Genomic DNA, 18505 nt, shown 5'->3' on the forward strand with positions numbered 1-18505 from the left:
CGAGCTGCGCTTCTTGCGGCCCAAGCGACTGTTCGGGTTCGATGGAACGGCGGACGGACGACCAAGCTCCCCACGGGCTCTTGAGGCCCCAGGTGCCAGCGGCCTTCCGTCCGCCACCGCGCCGGTCAGCTTAACCGATCTGCGGGACTTCAAGTTACAAGGTGCCGAGCCTTTTGCGAGGCGGAGGGGGGACCGCGCAACCATTGCAATCCCCCCTCCGTCGCCTACGGCGCCACCTCCCCCGCTATTTCATCCTCATGCGGCTCAAGAAGTGGAAATCCGCGGGGGAGGAAAGAGAGACACTTGCTTGCAGCGCTGCGCTGTGAGCTTTTTTTGTCGCGCTTCCGTTCCGAAAACCGGTTCCCACTGTTCGGGAAGCGCTCTAGATTGCCCCGATGCAGCCTGATGTTTCCTCCGTCCGCACTGCCGATGCCGCCGCACTTGCCGAAGGCGGACAGCGGTTGCGTGCGGGTGCCCTCGTCGCGTTTCCGACCGAAACCGTTTACGGCCTCGGCGCCGATGCCACCAACGGCGAAGCCGTCGCCAGCATTTTCGCACTCAAAGGCCGGCCGCGCTTCAATCCGCTGATCGTGCACGTGCAGGGACAGGCGCAAGCCGCACAACACGTCGAATTCAATGCCGCCGCAAAGGCGCTCGCCGAAGCGTTCTGGCCTGGACCGCTGACGCTGGTGCTGCCGCGCCGGGCCGATACGCCGCTCTCGCTCCTGGTGAGCGCGGGGCTCGATACGGTGGCGGTGCGCTGTCCGGCGCATCCGATCGCACAAGCCCTGATCGCCGCCGCGGGCGTGCCGCTGGCTGCGCCGAGCGCCAATCCCTCCGGCACTGTCAGCCCGACCACCGCGCGCCATGTCGCCGAAGGCTTCGGCAACAAGATCCTCATCCTCGACGGCGGCGAGACCAAAATCGGCGTCGAGTCCACCGTGATCGGCTTCGGCTCGGACGGCGCCGTGATGCTGCGGCCGGGTGGTGTGCCGCGCGAAGCCATCGAGAAGATCGTCGGACCTCTTGCGGCACCGGCCGCGGGCGGGCCCGTGACCTCGCCCGGCATGCTGACCAGCCATTACGCGCCGCACGCGCGCGTGCGCCTCAATGCCCGCACCGCCGAGCCCGGAGAAACGCTGCTCGGCTTCGGACCCGATGCGCCGGCCGATGTGCTCAATCTCAGCCGCAAAGGCGATCTCGCCGAAGCCGCCGCGCATCTGTTCGCCATGCTGCGCGCGCTCGATACCGGAACCGATGCGATTGCCGTGATGCCGATCCCGTCCGATGGTCTCGGGGAAGCGATCAACGACCGTCTGAAACGCGCTGCGGCGCCGCGAGGCACCCATGTCTGACGTTTTCGCACAACTGAAATCCATCGTCGGCGCCAAGGGCTTTTCCGAAGACCCGGCCGAGATCGCGCCGCATCTCGAGGAATGGCGCAGCAAATACACCGGCAAGTCGCCGCTGTTGCTGAAGCCGGCGTCGACGCAGGAAGTCTCCGCCATTCTGACGCTGTGCCACGCCACCAATACGGCGGTGGTGCCGCAAGGCGGCAATACCGGACTGGTCGGCGCGCAGATTCCGTTCAACGGCGAAATCCTCATCACGCTGGCGCGGATGAACACCATCCGCGCCGTCGATGCCAAGGATGCAAGCCTGGTGGCCGACGCCGGTGTCGTGCTTGCCAACGCGCAGAAAGCGGCCGACGACGCCGGCCTGATGGTGGCCCTGAGTTTGGCCTCGGAAGGCACCACTACGCTCGGCGGACTGATCTCGACCAACGCCGGCGGCGTCAACGTGCTGCGTTACGGCATGATGCGCGAGCAGGTGCTGGGCCTCGAAGTCGTGCTCGCCGACGGCAAGAAACTCGATCTGTTGCGCACGCTGCGCAAGGACAATACCGGCTACGACCTCAAGCAGCTTTTCATCGGCGCCGAAGGCACGCTCGGCATCATCACCGCGGCGGCGATCAAACTGTTTCCCAAGCCGGAAGAACGCGCCACCGCGTTCGTTGCGGTGCCTGATGTGCATGCCGCGACCGCCCTGCTCGCCATCTTGCAGGACCGCACCAACGGTCTGCTCAACGCTTTCGAACTGATGAGCCGTGACGGGCTCGATCTGGTACTGGAGCATGTGGCGGGCGCCCGCGATCCGTTGTCGGCGCCCTCGCCCTGGTACGTGCTGTGCGAAGCCTCCGGCATCAAAGGCATCGGTGCCGTGTTCGAGAGCGCCCTGGAAAAGACACTGGAAGACGGCGTTGCCGCCGATGCCGCGATTGCCGCCAGCGAAACCCAGCGAGCGGCGTTGTGGAACTTGCGCGAAGCCATGTCGGAAGCGCAGAAGGCGGAAGGCCCGTCGCTGAAGCACGACGTGTCCGTGCCGGTGAGCGCCGCCGCCGATTTCATCGCCACCGCCATCACCGCCGTGGCCCATCGGTTGCCGCAAGCGCGCCCGGTACCGTTCGGCCATCTCGGCGACGGCAATCTGCACTTCAATTTCCAGATGGCGCGCGGCAGCGATCCCAAGGCCTATCTCGCCCATTGGGACGAAATCCAGCAGATTGTCCACGACATCGTGCACGAACACGGCGGCTCGTTCAGCGCCGAGCACGGCGTCGGCATCATGAAGCGGGCGGCGCTGAAGCGCTACAAAAGCGCCGCCGAAGTCGAGATGATGCGCACGCTGAAACGCACCTTCGATCCCAAGAACATCCTCAATCCCGGCAAGCTGATCCCCGATTGACCGGTGCGACCTTGATGCGCTGCCGCGAACTTGCGCAGCGGCGCGCCAAGGACCGGCTGAGGAATTCCGGCCTCTGTTCAAGTTTTGAGCAAGCGTCGCGTTTCAACGACACGGTCGCGCCGTTGACACCGGCTGCAGCGATAGTGTCCGCTCGGCGTCCGACATGGAGGGACCGATGCGCAGCCTCGCGAAATTTATGACCGTGACGCTCACGGCAGTGATCATGTCCGGTGCTGCCTGGGCCGCCAACGTCACCATGTTCGCGGCCGCCTCGCTGAGTTCGGCGTTGCCCGAAATCGCCGCAGCCTATCAGAAGAAGACCGGCAAGACGGTGACGTTCTCGTTCGCCGCCTCCTCGGTGCTGGCGCGCCAGATCGAAGCCTCGCCGGGCGCCGATGTGTTCATGTCTGCCGATGCCGATTGGATGGACTATCTCGAACGGAAAAACCTGATCCAGCCCTCCAGCCGCAAGACGCTCTTGTCCAGCCGACTGGTGCTGATCGCACCTGCAGCGGCGCCGGTGTCCCTGAAAATCGCGCCGCAATTCGATCTCGCCGGTGCGCTCAAAGGCGGGCGGCTGGCGGTCGCCGATCCGGCCTCGGTACCTGCAGGAAAATACGCCAAAGCCTCGCTCACCGCGCTGGGCGTATGGCCCGGCGTCGAAAGCAAGCTTGCGGCCGCCGAGAACGTGCGCGTGGCCCTCGCCTATGTCGCGCGCGGCGAAACTCCGCTTGGCATCGTCTACAGGACGGATGCGCTGGCGGAACCGAAAGTGAAGATCGTCGATACCTTCCCCGACAAGACCCACCCGCCCATCGTCTATCCCGTGGCGATGATTAAAGATGCGCGGCCGGATGCGAAGGCGTTCCTCACCTTCCTCGAAGGGCGCGAGGCAGCGGCGATTTTCGTGAAGTATGGGTTCGAGGTGGCGGGGAAATAGCGTCAGGACGCGATTTCTTTTCCCCATTTGTCGACTTCGCAGCCGCACGAGCAGGTCCAACCGCCCCACATTGCCTGATGCGCGTTTGCGGGCCTGCGCACAGTCGGCAAATCCTTGCCGCATCGTGGGCATTTCACCCGCTTGATATTGATCCCCAACTTCCCCTTTGTGGCCGTCGCGGCGATCACCACGACGATCGCGACCAGAAGCCAGAAGCTCATCTCGCGCCCCCCGAAAGAGTGCACGGTACCTTACGCTCGCAAAGCGTGTCTATATCTTGACCAATGACTTCGGCGGTTCGGCTGGCACAGCCGGCGTGCGATCTTTCGCCAGACCGCGCGCGGAGACGGCGGCGGTGATCACCGTCGCGGCGTACGGCAGGCTTTGCACGCCGAGCATGATGATCCACAGCCACGCCGCGGGATCGTCGAAGCGGCCGGTTTCCATCACCGAGACGATCGCCACGATGCAGAGCCCGAACAGCGTCGTTTCCTGCCATACGCCGCGCAGGGCTTGGCTCAGCATCGCTTCGTCGGCGCATTTGGGCGTGCGGAAGAAGCCGACGCCGCTGGTGAATATGCCGCTCCACACCGCTTTCGCCACCACATGCGTCAGCGCCAGTCCGGCAATCGACGCCATCAGCGCGCCGCGCAATCCGGAGCGCACCTTGGAGGGATAGAGCAGCAGCGTCTTCAGCATCTTCGCGGCGAACAAGGCCAGCGCGGCGGCGGACAGCACCGGCATCGGCACGTCGACATAGCGCGGCGCCGCCCACATCGCGAAACTCCAGACGAGCGCGACGAAGGTGACGATCATGCCGAGGCCGTCCGACAGCCACGGTAGCCAGCCGGAGAAGAAGTGATAGCGCTGCGCCAGCGACAGCTTAGTCGAGCCACCGAAAATCGCTCCGGCATGGCGCTTCATGATCTGCATCGCGCCGTAGACCCAGCGGTAGCGCTGGCCCTGGAACGATTTCAGCGTGTCGGGGATCAGCCCCTTGCCCATCGAGAGCGGCAGATACGCGGCGCCGTATCCCGCCTCGAACAGCCGAAGGCCGAGTTCGGTATCTTCGGTGATGCACCACGTCGCCCAACCGCCGACCTCGATCAGCTTGTCCTTGCGCACGATGGTCATGGTGCCGTGCTGGATGATGGCGTCGCTTTCGTTGCGCTCCACCATGCCGATCTGGAAGAAGCCGCGGTATTCCTCGTAACACATCGCCTTGAACAGGCTTTCGGAGGCGTCGCGGTAATCCTGCGGGCCCTGCACGATGGCGATGCGCTCGTCGGCGAAGTACGGCAGCGTCAGCCGCATCCAGTTGGGATCGACGTGATAGTCGCTGTCGATCACCGCGATGTATTTCGCGTCGGGATGGGTGACCTCGATGGCGATGTTGAGCGCGCCCGCCTTGAAGCCTTTGACGCCGCCGAAATGGAAGAAGCGGAAGCGCGGCCCCAGCGTCTCGCAATGGGCCTCCACGGGCTTCCACGTCTCTTCATCGGGCGTGTTGTTGTCGAGGACGATGACCTCGAAATTCTCGTAATCGAGCTTCGCCAGCGCGTTCAGCGTTTCGATCAGCATCTCGGGCGGCTCGTTGTAGCAAGGCACGTGCACCGAGACCATCGGCGGGTTTTCGGGAATCTCCGCCCGCACCAGACGCTTTTCCACCCGCCACAGCGCCGAAGCGAGCTCGACGCCTTCGGTGAGGATGACGATCGAGGCGAGCAGCACCAGCGGGCTCATCGCCAGGATCATCGCGATGTTGGCCGGGTCGACGTAATTGAGCGTCACCGCGTCGATCAAGAGAAGAATGCCGGTCGTCACCAGTGCCACCAGCCCGCCCATCACGACATAGCCGGTCGAGCGCACCCGCGGCATGCGGCCGAGAATGATGAGCCCGAGCAGTAGCGAGAAGATGCCCGCCACCAGCGTATATTTGCGCCATTCGGGGAACGAGCGCACCGCGCCGGTGAAGTTGAACTTCGGCTGGCCTTCGGCGTTGAAGAGGCCCCAATAGGCGCCGACGCCGCCGCCCTTGCCTTCGATGGCGGCCTTCCACGGCTGATCGTAGGCTTCGATGATGTAGTAGTCGTAGCCCTTGTCGAGCGCGAGCTGGACGAAGTTGCGGATGAAATAGGCCTGGTTGGCGAGCGAGGCGTCCGCATTGTTCATCGTGCGGCCCTGGCTCGGCCAGCCCACTTCGCCGATCACGATGGGCTTGTCGGGAAATTCGTCGGCGACGTGATTGTAGGCGCCTTGCAGGAAGCCGATCGAGCCGCGGATGTCGGAGCCTTCCCAGTACGGCAGCAGGTGCACGAAGATCACGTCGCAGTATTCGCCGATCTCCGGATGCAGGAGCCAGCTCGACCACGTTTCGGCGGTCGTGACCTTGATGCGGGCCGGCAGCGCTCGGCGGACGCGCTTGATGTAGCCGTTGAGCTGTTCGCCGGTGACGTCACCACGCATCACCGACTCGTTGCCGACGATCACGCGGTCGATCACCCGCCGGTTGGCGAGGATGACCGCCATCGCCTTTTCCATCTCGATTTCGTTCTTGTCGAGATCGGCGCCGATCCAGATGCCGAGCGACACGGTGAGACCGTAGCGGCGGGCGATTTCCGGCACCTTGTCGAGACCGTAATTCACCGTGTAGGTGCGGATGTGGCCGGTGAAGTGCGATAGCTGCTCCATGTCCGCGTCGATGCGCTCGGGCGGCACGTGCTTGAGCTGTTCGCTGTCGTAGGTGTGGCTCGGATAATAGGTGACGCCGCGCACCAAGCCGTCCCACTCGGGCGCCATCACGGTGTAGTCGCGGCTGGCCCAGAACAATGCGCTGGCCGAAACGACCAGCAGCAACGCGAGCGCAATACGCACCGCTCCGCCGCGACTGCGCAGAATCTGAGCCAACCTAGCGATCACGTCCGGGGCCTAGTCGTTATCTGCCGGTCCCATGTCCTCGCCGGCGTGCTTGTCGTCGGGATTGTTGGGGTCGGCGGGCCTCAGCCGCGGCGGCGTGACCTTCAGCAGTTCGACCTCGAACACCAGCGTCTGCATAGGCGGAATGGACGGGGGCGAACCGGCCTCGCCGTAGCCGAGTTTGTACGGGATCACGATCTGCCAGCGGTCGCCGACTTTCATCAGCGTCAGCGCCTCGGCCCAGCCCGAGATCAGGTTGTTGACCTTGAAGCGGACCGGCATGCCTTCTTCGGTGCCGTCGAAGGTTTCACCGTTGATCAGCTTGCCGGTGTAATAGACCGTCACGTAATCGGTTGCGCGCGGCCGCCAGCCGAAACCGTTCTTCAGAATCTGATAGCGCAAGCCCGAAGGCTTGATTACCGCGCCGGGCTTACCGACATGGGCCTTGTCCCAGGCCGCCAGGAAGGCCTGGTTGGCCTGCGGCGTGAGCCTGGGGTCCGACTTGGGATCCGCGGCGTTCGCATGGACCGCCGTCGCCGCCAGCAGGACCGCCAAAATCAGTGCAAGACGCATGGTTATTCCTCTCACGGGTGTGCGCGGTCCAACCGGACACGCAACTCATCCTGTCCGGGCGCAGCTACGCCCAGTGCCCTTCCTGTTCACCCCCAGAATAGCCCATAGCATGGCCGGTTGCGCCAGCCTTTTGTCGTCGCTGTTAACGATCGCGGCCCCCGAAGAGCCGCGCCAGGACGCCGCGCTTCTTGGGAGGTTTGCCGAGGGCGGCGCCGATGTAACCGCCAGCGGACGCCGGACCGCCGGGCATTTCCGCAATGGGTTCCCGCGACTGCGGCCGTTCGGCGTGGGGGGCAACCTCAAAGCCCGGCGCAGACGGGGCGGATTCGCCGCGGCCGCGCGGCAGGATGGTGCGGGCGGCATAGGTCTGCTGCCAATCGAGGTCGGGATGGCGCCCGGACAGCGGACGAGCGGGCACTTGTGGTTGCGGCCCTGCTCCAGTGGCCTGGTACTGGCGGGTTTTGACCTCCGCGATGAAGCGGTCGAGGCGGCCGGCGGTTTCGGCAAAGCGGTTGGTCATGGTCAGGCTCCCTGCCGTTTCCACCAGGTGAAACCCGCATCGCGGCTGATGACCGCCACGTCGATCGCCCCGCCCACGGTGGGGTCCTGAGCGGTGATGCGCTTCTTGAAAATGTTGAGGGCGACAAGATCGCGGGCCGTCTCGGCGAGATCGGCGCGAGCGGAAATCTCGACCACGGCGAGCACCGGATCGATATAGGCCGTCTGCTGGTAGGCGCCGATGGCCTCGTAGCAGGTCTCGACCGCTTGCGGCACGTGCTCGGCCTGCGCCGTACGCCGGATACTCTCGCGCTGGGCCGGATCGATGTCGCCGAAACTGCCGACCACCTTGTCGACCAGTTCGCCGGCGGCAACGTGGAAGACGCCGTAGATCCGCGACTCCAGTTCGATGTCGATGCCGCGCAGAAAGGCATAGGTCGCTTCGCTGTCGGCATAGAGCGAAATCGCGGCGTGCATGTCGCCGTCGATGACCGTCTGTTCCATGCAGGCGCGCTTGAGATGCCCGCCCACCATCGCCGAAACGGTATAGGTCGTCACCACCGGATAGGGTTGCGCGGTGCCGTAGCCGCCGAACACCAGCCCGGTGACGTCCTCGAGGAACAGGTCCTTGATCACGCACCAGATCGCGATGTCGTGCAGCCGCTTGCGGGCCTCGAGATCGATCGAAAAGGCGCTGAAGGAATAGCCGTTCACCTCGCACATCGCGTCGGCGTAATCGCGTTCGAGCACGGCGGCGAAATCGGGCGGAAAACACGCGAGATCCGGACGCGGCCGCCCGTCGGGATAGGCTTGGTAGCGCTTCCAGACGTTCTCGATGGCGCGCTCGAGGATCGCCTCGTCGGGACCCTCTACGCCGGTCTCCTGCAGGTAATAGGCATAGCGGAAGATGAAGCGGTGCACCGAGGCCAGCAGCCGCTTGTATTCGTCCTTATGGCGCGAGGCCGGAAAGAAGGCGTCGAGACTTTCGAGGTGCGCAAACAGGCTCGCGGGATAATCACCGAGATGAGACATCGGCTTGGGCGCAACGCGCGTGCGGTAGGTCTCGACCAGCACGTCCCAGGGATGGCCCATCAGGTCGGCCACGCCGAAGAACATCACACCGACCGGCAGGCCTTCGGCGAGGTTGAACAGCTTCTTCTGGTCGTTGCGGACGATGATCTTGCCACCGTCGATCAGGGTCACCGCGGAATCCGCGGCAAGCGCGATAGCGCGCTGATTCATCACCACAATTTCGGAAGTCATGACGCCACCCCGCCGGCAGGCTTAACCCGCCTGCTCGCCCCGGTGGCAGGATGTCACAAAGACCGGTGGATTGGGAGAGTGGCGTGCCGAGCCGCCGCTGCGGGCAGATCGGGCGCGCCCGAAAACAATTTGGGGAACGCGACGTGCACCAGCACCGCGATGCCGAACACGAACACCAGCACGCCCGAAACGCGGTTGATCAACTGCACCACGTGATCGTCGATCTTGGCGTGCAGCATACCGACCGTGGTCGTCAGCATCAGCCACCACGTCGCCGAACCGAGCATCACGCCGAGAACCCAGAACGCAGCTTCGAAGAAGCGCAGGTTTTCCGACAATCCGCCGAGGCCGGCCGCACCGGAGAAGAACCACAACAGCGTTGCCGGATTGGTGGTGGTGAGCGCAAAAGTTGTGGCCATGCCGCGGGCCGGCGATTTGGCGGCGCCGTTCTTGCCGTTGCCGTTCTTGAGCACGGGCCCCTTGCCGTTACCCGCCGCCGGGCATCCCGCGGGCGCAGCGGCCGTATTGGTATTCAGCGCATCGCCGATTCGCTCCGGCGGCGCGGCGAAGAACATCCGGATGCCCATCACCACCAGCATGATGCCGCCGACGATCTGCAGCGGCACCGAGTAGCCGTTGATGAGCTGGGCGATGGCGGTCAGGCTGAAAGCCGCGATGCAGGCGAAGATGCCGTCGCCGAGCGAGGCGCCGAGACCCGACACGAAGCCGTAGAAGGCGTTGAACTGCAGCGTCCGCCGAATGCAGATCAGATTCACCGGTCCGATCGGAACGGCTGCAATAAGCCCGATCGCCCAACCCGTGAGAATGATTGCTACGTAATCCATTAAACCCCAACAGCCGGTCCGTGTGGCGCGTTCGCCTGGATCTTTGGTTCCCCTGCGTCTATCCGGCGGGAAACCGCTTATAGAACAATATTCCCGCCGTGTGGCGAGTTCGTACCTGCGACGCCTTGCGGCCCATTCGGCCGGTAACCCTCAGGATTGTATTACGGTTCCCTGTCCCCTGACCCGTTTTGCGGCCGTTTCCCGGCCCCCCGAGCCGCCGAACCGGCAAAGTGTCCCGCCGGCCGCAACCGCTCCATGCGACGCGACGACGCGACCGTGCGTTGTCCGGAAGGCCCGCCACGCCTCTGAGGAGACCTAAGGCCTCCACCACGAAACCTGTCGCGAACCTTTCCGCAATGTAATCAGTATGCGGAATAGTTCGCATGGCACTCTTGCCGCTCGCATGCCGCTTATACGAAGAGACCGCATGGTCCGGCAACGCATGAACCGGACAGGCGTTACACGTTTCGGCCTGCTCCCGGCAACGAAAAACGCCGGAGGCACGCCTGGCTGAACGAGGAACGCGATGCGCGACATCGAACGCAAACTCATCGGGTACCGGCTGACGACGGCGGAAATCCTCTACCATATGCCCGATCATCCCAGCGTCTTGCAGAGCTTCATCTGGCAGGATCTCGATCTGGTGCCGGGCTTTCCGATGCTCAACCGCTTTCTCCAATTCTGGCAAACCAGCATCGACGGCCGCCTGCATTCCGTCCGCGTCGCCGCCCGCGGCATCATCTTCGACGCCGAAATGCGCATGGTGGGCGGTGAGTTCGTGATGAACTGAGCATTTTGGGAGATAGCTACAGCGTTTCCCAAAACCTGAGCGGCTTGCCCTGCCCGGCGGCGACCAGGGCGCCGTCGCGCATCACCGTCGTGCCGCGGATGATGGTCGCCACGGCCCAGCCAGTGGTTTCGAGCCCATCGAACGGCGTCCAGCCGCAGCGCGAGGCGATCCACGAATTCTCGATCCGCTTCTTCGCCTTCAGATCGACCACGGTGAAATCGGCGTCGTAGCCGATGCCGATACGACCCTTATTGGCGATACCGAAGATGCGCGCTGCGCCGGCACTGGTGAGATCGACGAAACGCTCCAGCGTCAGCCGTCCGGCGGCGACGTGATCGAGCATCAGGGTCACCAGGGTCTGCACCCCGGTCATGCCCGACGGGCTTTCGGGATAGGTCTTGGCCTTTTCCTCGGACCTATGAGGGGCGTGATCGGAACCGATGACGTCGATCAGGCCATCCGAAACCGCCTGCCATAACGCGTCGCGGTGATAGGCTTCGCGGATCGGCGGGTTCATCTGCGCCAGGGTGCCGAGGCGCTCGTAACATTCGGGCGCCGCCAGCGTGAGGTGCTGGGGCGTGGTTTCGACCGTCGCCAGATCGCGCGAATCGGCGAGCAGCGGCAGTTCTTCGGCCGTGGTGACATGCAGGACATGCAGCCGCCGTCCCGCCTGCCGCGCCAGCCGCAATACGCGTTCGGTGGAACTCCTCGCCGTTTCGGCATCGCGCCAGACCGGATGGGTGCGCACGTCGCCGCGTACGGCGTAGGGTTTGCGCTCGCGCAGGCGTTCCTCGTTCTCCGAGTGCACCGCCATCCGGCGCGTGCCGCCTTTCAGCGCCGCCAGGATCGCTTCCTCCTGCTCCAGAAGCAGCGTGCCCGTCGACGAGCCCAGGAAGGCTTTGACGCCGCAGACGCCCGGCAACTTCTCCAGCGCCGCCAGCGCTCCGACATTGGCCGGCGTCGCCCCGACGTAGAAGGCGTGATCGCAGTGCATCCGCCCGGCAGCCCTGGCGAGCTTGTCTTCGATGGCGGCGCGCGTGGTGGTCGGCGGATTGGTGTTCGGCATTTCGAACACGGCCGTGACCCCGCCCAACACGGCGGCTCGCGAACCCGTTTCGAGGTCTTCCTTGTGCTCGTTGCCGGGCTCGCGGAAATGAACCTGGGTGTCGATCACGCCGGGCAGGACATGCAGCCCCTGGGCGTCGAACACCTCGGCCGCCGTTCCAGCGACTCTGCCGATGGCGGCGATCCGTCCGGCACGAATACCAAGGTCGGCTTGTGCAATGCCGTTCGGCGTCGCACACATCCCTCCGCGGATCAAAAGGTCGTAGCTTTCCATGGCCCAAGCAGTAGGCTGCGTTCCCGTCCTTGGCAACTGCATCACGAGGCGATCTTGATTCGCAAACCCTGCCATCTCAGCGACCGCGCCGTCATCGCCGTATCGGGCCCGGAGGCGACCGGCTTCCTGCAAGGGCTGGTGACCAACGATGTCACAAAGCTGACGCAGCAGCCGCTCTACGCCGCCCTGCTCTCGCCGCAAGGCAAGATCCTGTTCGATTTCCTCCTGTCAGCCCAAGGCGACACGATGCTGATCGACGTCCAGAAGGACCAGCGCCCGGCTCTCGCCAAGCGGCTCTCGATGTACAAACTGCGGGCCAAAGTGGAGATCGCGGCCCGCGACGACCTGATCGTGATCGCCGACGAAGGTCCCGACGACCCGCGTCTTGCTGCCCTCGGTCAGCGCACCATCGTTCCGGCCGGCATCGAAACGGTCGACGGCGCCAGCGCCTATCATGAGTGGCGGTTCGGCCTCGGCGTGCCGGAAGCGGCCGATTTCGGCTCCGAAAAGGTGTTCGCCATGGACGGCGGCCTCGACGAGCTCAACGCCATTTCGTTCACCAAGGGCTGCTATGTCGGCCAGGAACTGACCGCGCGCATGAAGCACCGCGGCACCGACCGCAAGCGGCTGCTGCCCTTCAATGCCCCCGAATCCGAACTGAAAGCCGGTACGGCGATCGTCTCCGGCGAGGTCGAGATCGGCACCATCATGTCCTCATACGGCGACGCCGGCTTCGCGCTGGTGCGGCTGGACCGACTCGAAGCGGCGGGACCGCTCACCGTGGCCGGTACCGAGATATCGATCGTCAAACCGGAATGGCTTTTTACTTGATTCACACCACGGGCGCAGCAAAGTGGCGCCGGACTTGAATTGTTGCGCTATCGGACCGACAACCGGTTTCGAATATTCGAACAGCGCCCATTAGGAGGGATACCCCATGCTGCATCATGTTTCTGTTGGCGTGCGTGACGTCGAACGCGCCGCTCAGTTCTACGACGCCGTGCTCGGAGCACTCGGCTACAAGCGTGTCATGGAGTTCCTGCCCTACGGCATCGGCTATGGCGAAGAGCATCCCCAGTTCTGGGTCCAGCTGCCGCACAATCAGCAGGTCGCGACGGCGGGCAACGGCGTCCATATCAGCTTCGTCGCCCGTACCACCGAGGCGATCGACGCCTTCCATGCCAAGGCAGTGGAACACGGCGGCCAGGATGCCGGCGCCCCCGGCCCGCGCCCGGACTACAGCCCGGACTATTACGGCGCCTTCGTGATCGATCTCGACGGCAACAAGCTGGAAGCCACGCTGCTGCCGGAACCGGTCGAAGCGCCCGCGCCGAAGGCCGTCGCCAAGACGGCTGCCAAGAAAGCCGCGCCGAAGGCTAAGTCCGCCCCGGCCAAGAAAGCCGCTCCGGCGAAGAAGGCGGCTCCCGCCAAGAAGGCTGCGCCCGCGAAAAAGGCTGCCAAGCCGGCTGCCAAAAAAGCGGCAAAGCCGGTCGCCAAAAAGGCCGCCAAGAAGGTCGCGCCGAAGCCGGCCAAGAAGGTCGCTCCCAAGGCGGTGAAGAAGTCCGCTCCGGCCAAGACGGCCAAGAAGGCGAAAAAGGGAAAGAAGTGAGCGACGGCATTAGCCGCTGCCCGTGGCCGGGCGTCGATCCGCTGTACGTCTCCTACCATGACAAGGAATGGGGCGTACCGGAGCTCGACGCCCGAGCACTGTACGAAAAGCTGGTCCTCGACGGCTTCCAAGCGGGGCTGTCGTGGATCACCATCCTGCGGAAGCGCGAAAACTTCCGCAAAGCCTTCGAAGGCTTCCAGCCGGAAAAGATCGCCCGCTATGGCAAGCGCGAGGTGAACCGCCTCCTCGCCAACGAGGGCATCGTCCGCAGCCCGGCCAAGATCAACGCCGCCATCAAGGGCGCCCAGCTCTGGCTCGACATCCAGGAAAAGGAGCCCGGCGGGTTTCCCTATCTGATCTGGAAGCATGTCGACGGGCGGCCGAAGATCAACCACTGGCGCACCATCAAGCAGGTTCCGGCCGAAACGCCGATGAGCCAGAAGCTGGCCAAGGAGCTGAAGCAGCGCGGCTTCAATTTCTGCGGCCCGGTGATCGTCTACGCCTTCGCCCAGGCGATCGGGATGGTCAACGACCACGTCGTGACCTGTTTCCGCCATGCCGAATGCGAAGCGCTGGCGGGCAACGCCGCCTTCCCGATGCTGGAAGAAAAACGCGCCCGTACCAAGTGAATCCAGGTGAAATGAGTTTTGGGGAACCGCGATGCTGAAATACGCCCTTGCCGCCGCCCTGGTGCTGACCGCCGCCGACGCCAAGACGCCCGCCGAAGTCTGGAAGGACGGCATCAAGGACGCCAACGCCGTCTGGGCCACCCAGAAGCACGCCTATCTCAAGATCAACGACGCCGCCTACCTCCATGAAGGCGAGTTCGCCTCGCTGATCGGCGATCCCAAGAAACCGGCGACCTGGCATTGGGCCAAAGGCAAGGCGGCGAATGCGGCGCTGATCGCTTCATTCCAGAAAGGCAAGGCCGTGCTGACCAAGGGCGGCAAGCCGGTGCCGGAAGCGGCGCTCGCCAACGGCATCGATATCGCGCCCGATATCGACGTCACCGGCGGCGCGACCCAGATGGCGCCGGGCGAAACCGGCCTGCGCCTGTGGGTGTTCGATCAGACCAACAAGGCGGCGAAGGCGTTCAAGGGCATCGACGTGTTTCCCTATGATCCGGCCTATCGCGTCAGTGCCGCCTTCAAGCCCGATCCGAAGTTCACGCCGCACGTCTTCCGCACCTCGCGCGGGCTCGACAAGCAGTTCTTCCACGCCGGCGACGCGACCTTCGTGCTGCAAGGCAAGACCGTCACCCTGCCCCTCTACGGCGATGCGCGCAAACCCGCCGACGTGAAGTCGCTGTCTTCGTTCTATACCGATGAGCTGACCGGCAAAGGCGCCTATCACGCCGGGCGCTATGTCGATGTCGAATTGCCGGCCGGCAAGTTCCCGCCGGCCACGGTCACCATCGACTTCAACTTCGCCTACAATCCGAACTGCGCGCGGTCGAACTTCTTCAACTGCCCGTTCGCGGTCGACTTCATTCCGCTGGCGATGAAAGCCGGCGAAAAGGACCCGCACGCGGCGGCGCATTAAGGCCGGAAAGGCTGTCTCAGAGCTTCATCACCAGACCGGCGCTGGCGGTCAGGAAGTACTTGCCGGTGTCGCCCATGTTGAGGTTCTGGATGCGCCCCAGCACCCGCAGTTCCGCGCCGCCGTAGGAGTACGACAAGCCGAAACCGATTTCCGGGCTGACTTCCGTCTTGCCCTGCAACACGGCGTATTCCGTGGCGGTGGTGATGACGTCCTTCGAGGTATCCGTCGCACTGCGCAGGTGCGAGGTGACCGTCGAGTCCGTCTTGGTGACTTCCTTCAGCTTGTCGATCGATATCCCGGTGAGGAAGAATGGCGCCAGCCCGGTGTTGCCGAGCGGATAGCGAACCAGGAGGTCGAACGCGAACGCCGATGACGAGGTATGGTAGGCCGTCACGGTCTTGGTCGAAATCTTGGTCGTATCGGTGAGGACATCCGGCAGCGTCGCATTCACGGTCTCGCCGTCGCCGTAGGCCCTGCGGACCGAGCCTTCCAGCGCGAAGTACTTGCCCATGGTAACGCCGATGATCGGCGCATAGCCGGTAACTTCCTTGCCGTAAAGCGTCGTGCTCTTGAACTCGAGCCAGCCCCGCTCGTAGGCGGCGCCGAAATAGGGACGGAATTCGATACCTTTGTCCGCATCCGAGTCCGCGCTGGCGCCTGCCGCCATCGCCGCAAAAACGCATGCCGCAACCGGAAGACCTGCAAATCGCATGGAAGCACCCCTTGAATGCGAGCAGCCTGGGAGAGACGACCGTAAATTGCAAGCAATAGCAGATGCGACTTGCTGTCAGTCGCACGGTTTAGCGTTTTGCCTCCATTTTTTAACGCCTCGGGCATAACTCCGCGCCACAATGCGGCCATGAACTTCGAGCCGCTCCTTTCCGGGCCAGTGCACCCCGTGATCGCGGAGGTCGCACGCTATTTCCGGACGCTCGCGCCGGGCGACGCATTGCCGAGACGGCACGCCTTTCGTCCCAGTCACGTGCGCCACGCACTGGGCTACATTTTCCTCGTCGATGTTCTGGCCGGTGACTATCGCTGGGACCTGGTCGGCGAAAAAGTCGGGATCCTGTTCGGCACCAATCGGCAAGACTCGTTGCTCAGCACGCTTCCGCCCGATCTGCGCAATCTTCTCAAGCCGATGTACGACGGCGTCGTGGCGTCGCGCGCATTTCACTACTGCCGCGGCCGCTACACCTGGCCCGACAGATCGGTACCGATCGAGCGGCTACTGGTGCCCATGACCGACGATCAAGGTCGGGTTGCGAGCATTTTCGGCGTGACGATCCCCACCCTGCCCCTCGACGATTTCGTCATTGTGTTCACCGGCAATGGCGCCGCCGGTTTCGAGGTCGATGAAGCGATTACCGGGGCCGCGACGGCCTGCGAGCCGGCTTAACCCGGCCTGGACACCCGCCGGCGCGGGAAATAGTACGGACCACAACATATTGGAAGTTGTACACAAGCGGGCGCGTTCTGAGCATTTTTTAACCGCTCGGGCATAACTCCGCTGCACAATACGGGCATGAACTTCGAGCCGCTCCTCTCCGGCCCCGTCCACCCGGCGATTGCCGAGGCCGCCCGCTATTTCCAGTCGCTCGCTCCCGGCGATGCGCTGCCGAAGCGGCGCGACTTCCGGCCGAACCGCGTGCCCGCGCTGCTCGGCTACTACTTCCTGATCGATGTACGGGACGATCACAAAGACTACTATTACCGGCTGATCGGCGAACACATGGCGCTGTTGTTCGGCAACGACGTGACCAACAAGTGGCTCAGCGAGATCGGCGACGCACCGTTGTGCGCCCGCCTTCGGGAAACCTACGACATCGTCGTCTCCCGGCAGACATTCCATTACGTCCGCGGCCGCTATTCCTGGCCGGAGCGTTCGGTCGCCATCGAACGGCTGCTGGTGCCGATGGCCGACAACAATGGCAAAATCGACACCATTCTCGGGGTCTCGATTTCCGACACCAAGCTCGACACGTTGAACCTGCTCGCTGGCATCGGCACCGCCAACCTGGAAATCGACAGCACGATCATCGGCAGCCCGGCCGCAGTCTGAAGCCGCTTTGCGGCGCTAGACCCACAACTCCACTTCCGGCTTCGCCAGCACTTGCGCCCAGTCCAGGCGCCACATCCCGCGCGGCGTTGTCGTCGGCGGCGCGACGGCGGGGCCGCACAGATACTGGATGCCGGCATCCTGGGCGTATTTCAGCACATTCTTGTCGCAAATGCCGTTGAGGAACGTGCCGAGATTGTTGCGCCGGGCGAACTGCGCCAGACGTTCGGCGTCGTCCTGTGCGAACTTGGCGCGCGCCGGAAACTCCTCGACATCGTAGCCGACCGCCTTCAATCCGATACCCTGATAGCCGCTGAACGCGCGCGTCGCGGGGTGAACCGTCGCCACCACCGCACGCCCGAACGGGTTCAGCGCAGTGACCATGTTGGCCAGCGCCGTCTGCCCCACCCCGAGCGGCACGTTCGAAATCACGTAGGTGATGAACGAGCGGAAATCGTGCGGCATCTCTCGGCAGGCGGAGAGCACTTCCATCCGTCCGGCCGGCGGGCCGAAGACGTCGAACGACAGCGGGATGTTGAGGAGGAACCGCTTGCCCTCCTGGTGCGAACGCGTCAGTTCGGCGATGCCGTGACGCAGTACCGACATCTCGACGATCAGCCGCTCTCTGGGCTCCAGCGCAGACGCCGGAATAGTCGACTGCCGTCCGGCAACGCGGATCGCCTTGGGCGTGCAGATATAAGTCGTGACCGCCGCATTGGGGACCGACCACACCGGCAGGAAATGGTGCTCGATTTGAACCGCGCTTTCGGCCGAAGCGGCCTGCGCCGGAGAACGGCCGCGTGCGTTTCCGTGAGACGAGCGGTGATAAGGGGCGCGATTCTGGCTGTGCTCCGACGGCTCGCTCAATGTCGGGATCATGCCGTCCGGCTTGGCCAGCAGATCGGCGATACCGACCCGCTCCGCGAGCTCGGCGATGGTGGTGGCCGGCAGGCGCCGCAACACCAGCGCATCGTCCTCGCCGCCGACCACCGCGTCGACGTGGATCTGCGCCAATCCGCACTCGCCGAGAAAACTCATATGCAGATCGAACGCGACGCGCGTGCAGATGGCGCTCACATCGTCGGCTTCGGTGGTCGGCATGGTGATGAGATACGCCGTCTCGCCGAGACGGACGAACAGATCGTTGGGGCCGAGCTTGGACCGCAGCAGGAATTCCAGACGGGCGTAAACGCCGTCGCGGATGCGCGGCCAGCGTTCGCCGGCGATCTCCTTGAGGGCGTCCAGTTCCACCACATTGACGCATCCCTTCGCCAGAAACGCCGGCGAAGCCGCAGCAGATAGTATGGGTGACATACTTTGCAGCATGAATGCGGAACTCTCACGTCGTTACGTGAGAATAAGGCGCAGGACGTAACTAGAAAGTTA

19 protein-coding genes are annotated in these 18505 nt (G+C 64.1%); 10 read left to right on the forward strand and 9 right to left on the reverse strand.

The window, feature by feature from the left end:
• Positions 1-395 precede the first annotated feature (395 nt).
• The 3 genes from FHS84_RS02800 (at position 396) to modA (ending at position 3685) form a co-directional block, all read left to right on the forward strand.
• On the forward strand, positions 396-1355 hold the full coding sequence (locus FHS84_RS02800; RefSeq protein WP_166930175.1) for an L-threonylcarbamoyladenylate synthase: 960 nt from the start codon (positions 396-398) through the stop codon (positions 1353-1355).
• Positions 1348-2745, forward strand: coding sequence for an FAD-binding oxidoreductase (locus FHS84_RS02805; protein ID WP_166930177.1), 1398 nt, complete (start codon positions 1348-1350; stop codon positions 2743-2745). Before FHS84_RS02800 ends, FHS84_RS02805 begins: the two co-directional genes overlap by 8 nt.
• 175 nt (positions 2746-2920) lie before the next feature.
• Positions 2921-3685: a molybdate ABC transporter substrate-binding protein gene (modA, locus tag FHS84_RS02810; RefSeq protein ID WP_166930179.1), complete on the forward strand. Its 765-nt coding sequence runs from the start codon at positions 2921-2923 to the stop codon at positions 3683-3685.
• 2 nt (positions 3686-3687) lie between these two features.
• Here the strand turns inward: modA and FHS84_RS02815 are convergent, their stop codons facing one another.
• From FHS84_RS02815 to FHS84_RS02840, 6 genes are all read right to left on the reverse strand, one after another.
• Positions 3688-3906: a hypothetical protein gene (locus FHS84_RS02815; protein ID WP_166930181.1), complete on the reverse strand. Its 219-nt coding sequence runs from the start codon at positions 3904-3906 to the stop codon at positions 3688-3690.
• Between the two features lie 49 nt (positions 3907-3955).
• Complete coding sequence (locus FHS84_RS22170) at positions 3956-6604, reverse strand: glycosyltransferase (protein WP_166930183.1); 2649 nt, start codon at positions 6602-6604, stop codon at positions 3956-3958.
• Positions 6605-6613: 9 nt separating this feature from the next.
• Complete coding sequence (gene bamJ / locus FHS84_RS02825) at positions 6614-7174, reverse strand: BamJ family beta-barrel-assembly machinery protein (RefSeq protein ID WP_166930185.1); 561 nt, start codon at positions 7172-7174, stop codon at positions 6614-6616.
• A gap of 142 nt (positions 7175-7316) precedes the next feature.
• The gene (locus tag FHS84_RS02830) at positions 7317-7694 is read right to left on the reverse strand and encodes a hypothetical protein (protein ID WP_166930186.1); all 378 of its coding nucleotides are present in this window, start codon (positions 7692-7694) and stop codon (positions 7317-7319) included.
• A gap of 2 nt (positions 7695-7696) precedes the next feature.
• Positions 7697-8935, reverse strand: a complete 1239-nt coding sequence (locus tag FHS84_RS02835; RefSeq protein ID WP_166930188.1) for a hypothetical protein — start codon at positions 8933-8935, stop codon at positions 7697-7699.
• A gap of 53 nt (positions 8936-8988) precedes the next feature.
• On the reverse strand, positions 8989-9780 hold the full coding sequence (locus FHS84_RS02840) for a LysE family translocator (RefSeq protein ID WP_166930190.1): 792 nt from the start codon (positions 9778-9780) through the stop codon (positions 8989-8991).
• Between the two features lie 526 nt (positions 9781-10306).
• On the opposite strand from FHS84_RS02840, the gene FHS84_RS02845 reads away from it, so the two are divergent.
• The gene (locus FHS84_RS02845) at positions 10307-10570 is read left to right on the forward strand and encodes an usg protein (RefSeq protein WP_166930192.1); all 264 of its coding nucleotides are present in this window, start codon (positions 10307-10309) and stop codon (positions 10568-10570) included.
• Between the two features lie 16 nt (positions 10571-10586).
• On the opposite strand, the gene FHS84_RS02850 is transcribed toward FHS84_RS02845, so the two are convergent.
• Positions 10587-11909 carry a dihydroorotase gene (locus tag FHS84_RS02850; protein ID WP_166930194.1) on the reverse strand — a complete coding sequence of 441 codons (1323 nt, stop codon included), beginning with the start codon at positions 11907-11909 and terminating at the stop codon, positions 10587-10589.
• A gap of 54 nt (positions 11910-11963) precedes the next feature.
• On the opposite strand from FHS84_RS02850, the gene ygfZ reads away from it, so the two are divergent.
• The 4 genes from ygfZ to FHS84_RS02870 all read left to right on the forward strand — a co-directional run bounded on the left by ygfZ (position 11964) and on the right by FHS84_RS02870 (position 15060).
• The gene (ygfZ, locus tag FHS84_RS02855) at positions 11964-12740 is read left to right on the forward strand and encodes a CAF17-like 4Fe-4S cluster assembly/insertion protein YgfZ (protein WP_166930196.1); all 777 of its coding nucleotides are present in this window, start codon (positions 11964-11966) and stop codon (positions 12738-12740) included.
• Between the two features lie 106 nt (positions 12741-12846).
• The gene (locus FHS84_RS02860) at positions 12847-13518 is read left to right on the forward strand and encodes a VOC family protein (protein ID WP_166930198.1); all 672 of its coding nucleotides are present in this window, start codon (positions 12847-12849) and stop codon (positions 13516-13518) included.
• On the forward strand, positions 13515-14147 hold the full coding sequence (locus FHS84_RS02865) for a DNA-3-methyladenine glycosylase I (protein WP_166930200.1): 633 nt from the start codon (positions 13515-13517) through the stop codon (positions 14145-14147). The genes FHS84_RS02860 and FHS84_RS02865 overlap by 4 nt, the downstream gene beginning before the upstream one ends.
• 31 nt (positions 14148-14178) lie before the next feature.
• Positions 14179-15060 (forward strand): DUF1684 domain-containing protein, encoded by an 882-nt coding sequence (locus FHS84_RS02870; RefSeq protein WP_166930202.1) that lies wholly within the window; start codon positions 14179-14181, stop codon positions 15058-15060.
• A 16-nt stretch (positions 15061-15076) separates the two neighbouring features.
• Here FHS84_RS02870 and FHS84_RS02875 read toward each other — a convergent pair whose 3' ends face one another.
• Entirely contained in the window at positions 15077-15772 is a 696-nt protein-coding gene (locus tag FHS84_RS02875) for a hypothetical protein (RefSeq protein WP_166930204.1), read from the reverse strand.
• 147 nt (positions 15773-15919) lie between these two features.
• Between FHS84_RS02875 and FHS84_RS02880 the strand changes: the two genes are divergently transcribed.
• Together FHS84_RS02880 and FHS84_RS02885 are read left to right on the forward strand one after the other, a co-directional pair.
• Positions 15920-16459, forward strand: a complete 540-nt coding sequence (locus FHS84_RS02880) for a PAS domain-containing protein (RefSeq protein WP_166930206.1) — start codon at positions 15920-15922, stop codon at positions 16457-16459.
• A 126-nt stretch (positions 16460-16585) separates the two neighbouring features.
• Positions 16586-17122: a PAS domain-containing protein gene (locus tag FHS84_RS02885; protein WP_166930208.1), complete on the forward strand. Its 537-nt coding sequence runs from the start codon at positions 16586-16588 to the stop codon at positions 17120-17122.
• 15 nt (positions 17123-17137) lie between these two features.
• On the opposite strand, the gene FHS84_RS02890 is transcribed toward FHS84_RS02885, so the two are convergent.
• Entirely contained in the window at positions 17138-18445 is a 1308-nt protein-coding gene (locus FHS84_RS02890) for a hypothetical protein (RefSeq protein WP_166930210.1), read from the reverse strand.
• Positions 18446-18505 lie beyond the last annotated feature (60 nt).

Origin of the sequence: Rhizomicrobium electricum (assembly GCF_011762045.1) — a bacterium.
GTDB lineage: Bacteria > Pseudomonadota > Alphaproteobacteria > Micropepsales > Micropepsaceae > Rhizomicrobium > Rhizomicrobium electricum.

Bases quoted from the DNA above. Each gene is read 5' to 3' on its own strand.
- FHS84_RS02800 (WP_166930175.1), top strand. From the start codon at position 396: ATGCAGCCTGATGTTTCCTCCGTCCGCACTGCCGATGCCGCCGCACTT.
- FHS84_RS02805 (WP_166930177.1), top strand. From the start codon at position 1,348: ATGTCTGACGTTTTCGCACAACTGAAATCCATCGTCGGCGCCAAGGGC.
- modA (WP_166930179.1), top strand. From the start codon at position 2,921: ATGCGCAGCCTCGCGAAATTTATGACCGTGACGCTCACGGCAGTGATC.
- FHS84_RS02815 (WP_166930181.1), bottom strand. From the start codon at position 3,906: ATGAGCTTCTGGCTTCTGGTCGCGATCGTCGTGGTGATCGCCGCGACG.
- bamJ (WP_166930185.1), bottom strand. From the start codon at position 7,174: ATGCGTCTTGCACTGATTTTGGCGGTCCTGCTGGCGGCGACGGCGGTC.
- FHS84_RS02830 (WP_166930186.1), bottom strand. From the start codon at position 7,694: ATGACCAACCGCTTTGCCGAAACCGCCGGCCGCCTCGACCGCTTCATC.
- FHS84_RS02835 (WP_166930188.1), bottom strand. From the start codon at position 8,935: ATGACTTCCGAAATTGTGGTGATGAATCAGCGCGCTATCGCGCTTGCC.
- FHS84_RS02840 (WP_166930190.1), bottom strand. From the start codon at position 9,780: ATGGATTACGTAGCAATCATTCTCACGGGTTGGGCGATCGGGCTTATT.
- FHS84_RS02845 (WP_166930192.1), top strand. From the start codon at position 10,307: ATGCGCGACATCGAACGCAAACTCATCGGGTACCGGCTGACGACGGCG.
- FHS84_RS02850 (WP_166930194.1), bottom strand. From the start codon at position 11,909: ATGGAAAGCTACGACCTTTTGATCCGCGGAGGGATGTGTGCGACGCCG.
- FHS84_RS02860 (WP_166930198.1), top strand. From the start codon at position 12,847: ATGCTGCATCATGTTTCTGTTGGCGTGCGTGACGTCGAACGCGCCGCT.
- FHS84_RS02870 (WP_166930202.1), top strand. From the start codon at position 14,179: ATGCTGAAATACGCCCTTGCCGCCGCCCTGGTGCTGACCGCCGCCGAC.
- FHS84_RS02875 (WP_166930204.1), bottom strand. From the start codon at position 15,772: ATGCGATTTGCAGGTCTTCCGGTTGCGGCATGCGTTTTTGCGGCGATG.
- FHS84_RS02880 (WP_166930206.1), top strand. From the start codon at position 15,920: ATGAACTTCGAGCCGCTCCTTTCCGGGCCAGTGCACCCCGTGATCGCG.
- FHS84_RS02885 (WP_166930208.1), top strand. From the start codon at position 16,586: ATGAACTTCGAGCCGCTCCTCTCCGGCCCCGTCCACCCGGCGATTGCC.
- FHS84_RS02890 (WP_166930210.1), bottom strand. From the start codon at position 18,445: ATGCTGCAAAGTATGTCACCCATACTATCTGCTGCGGCTTCGCCGGCG.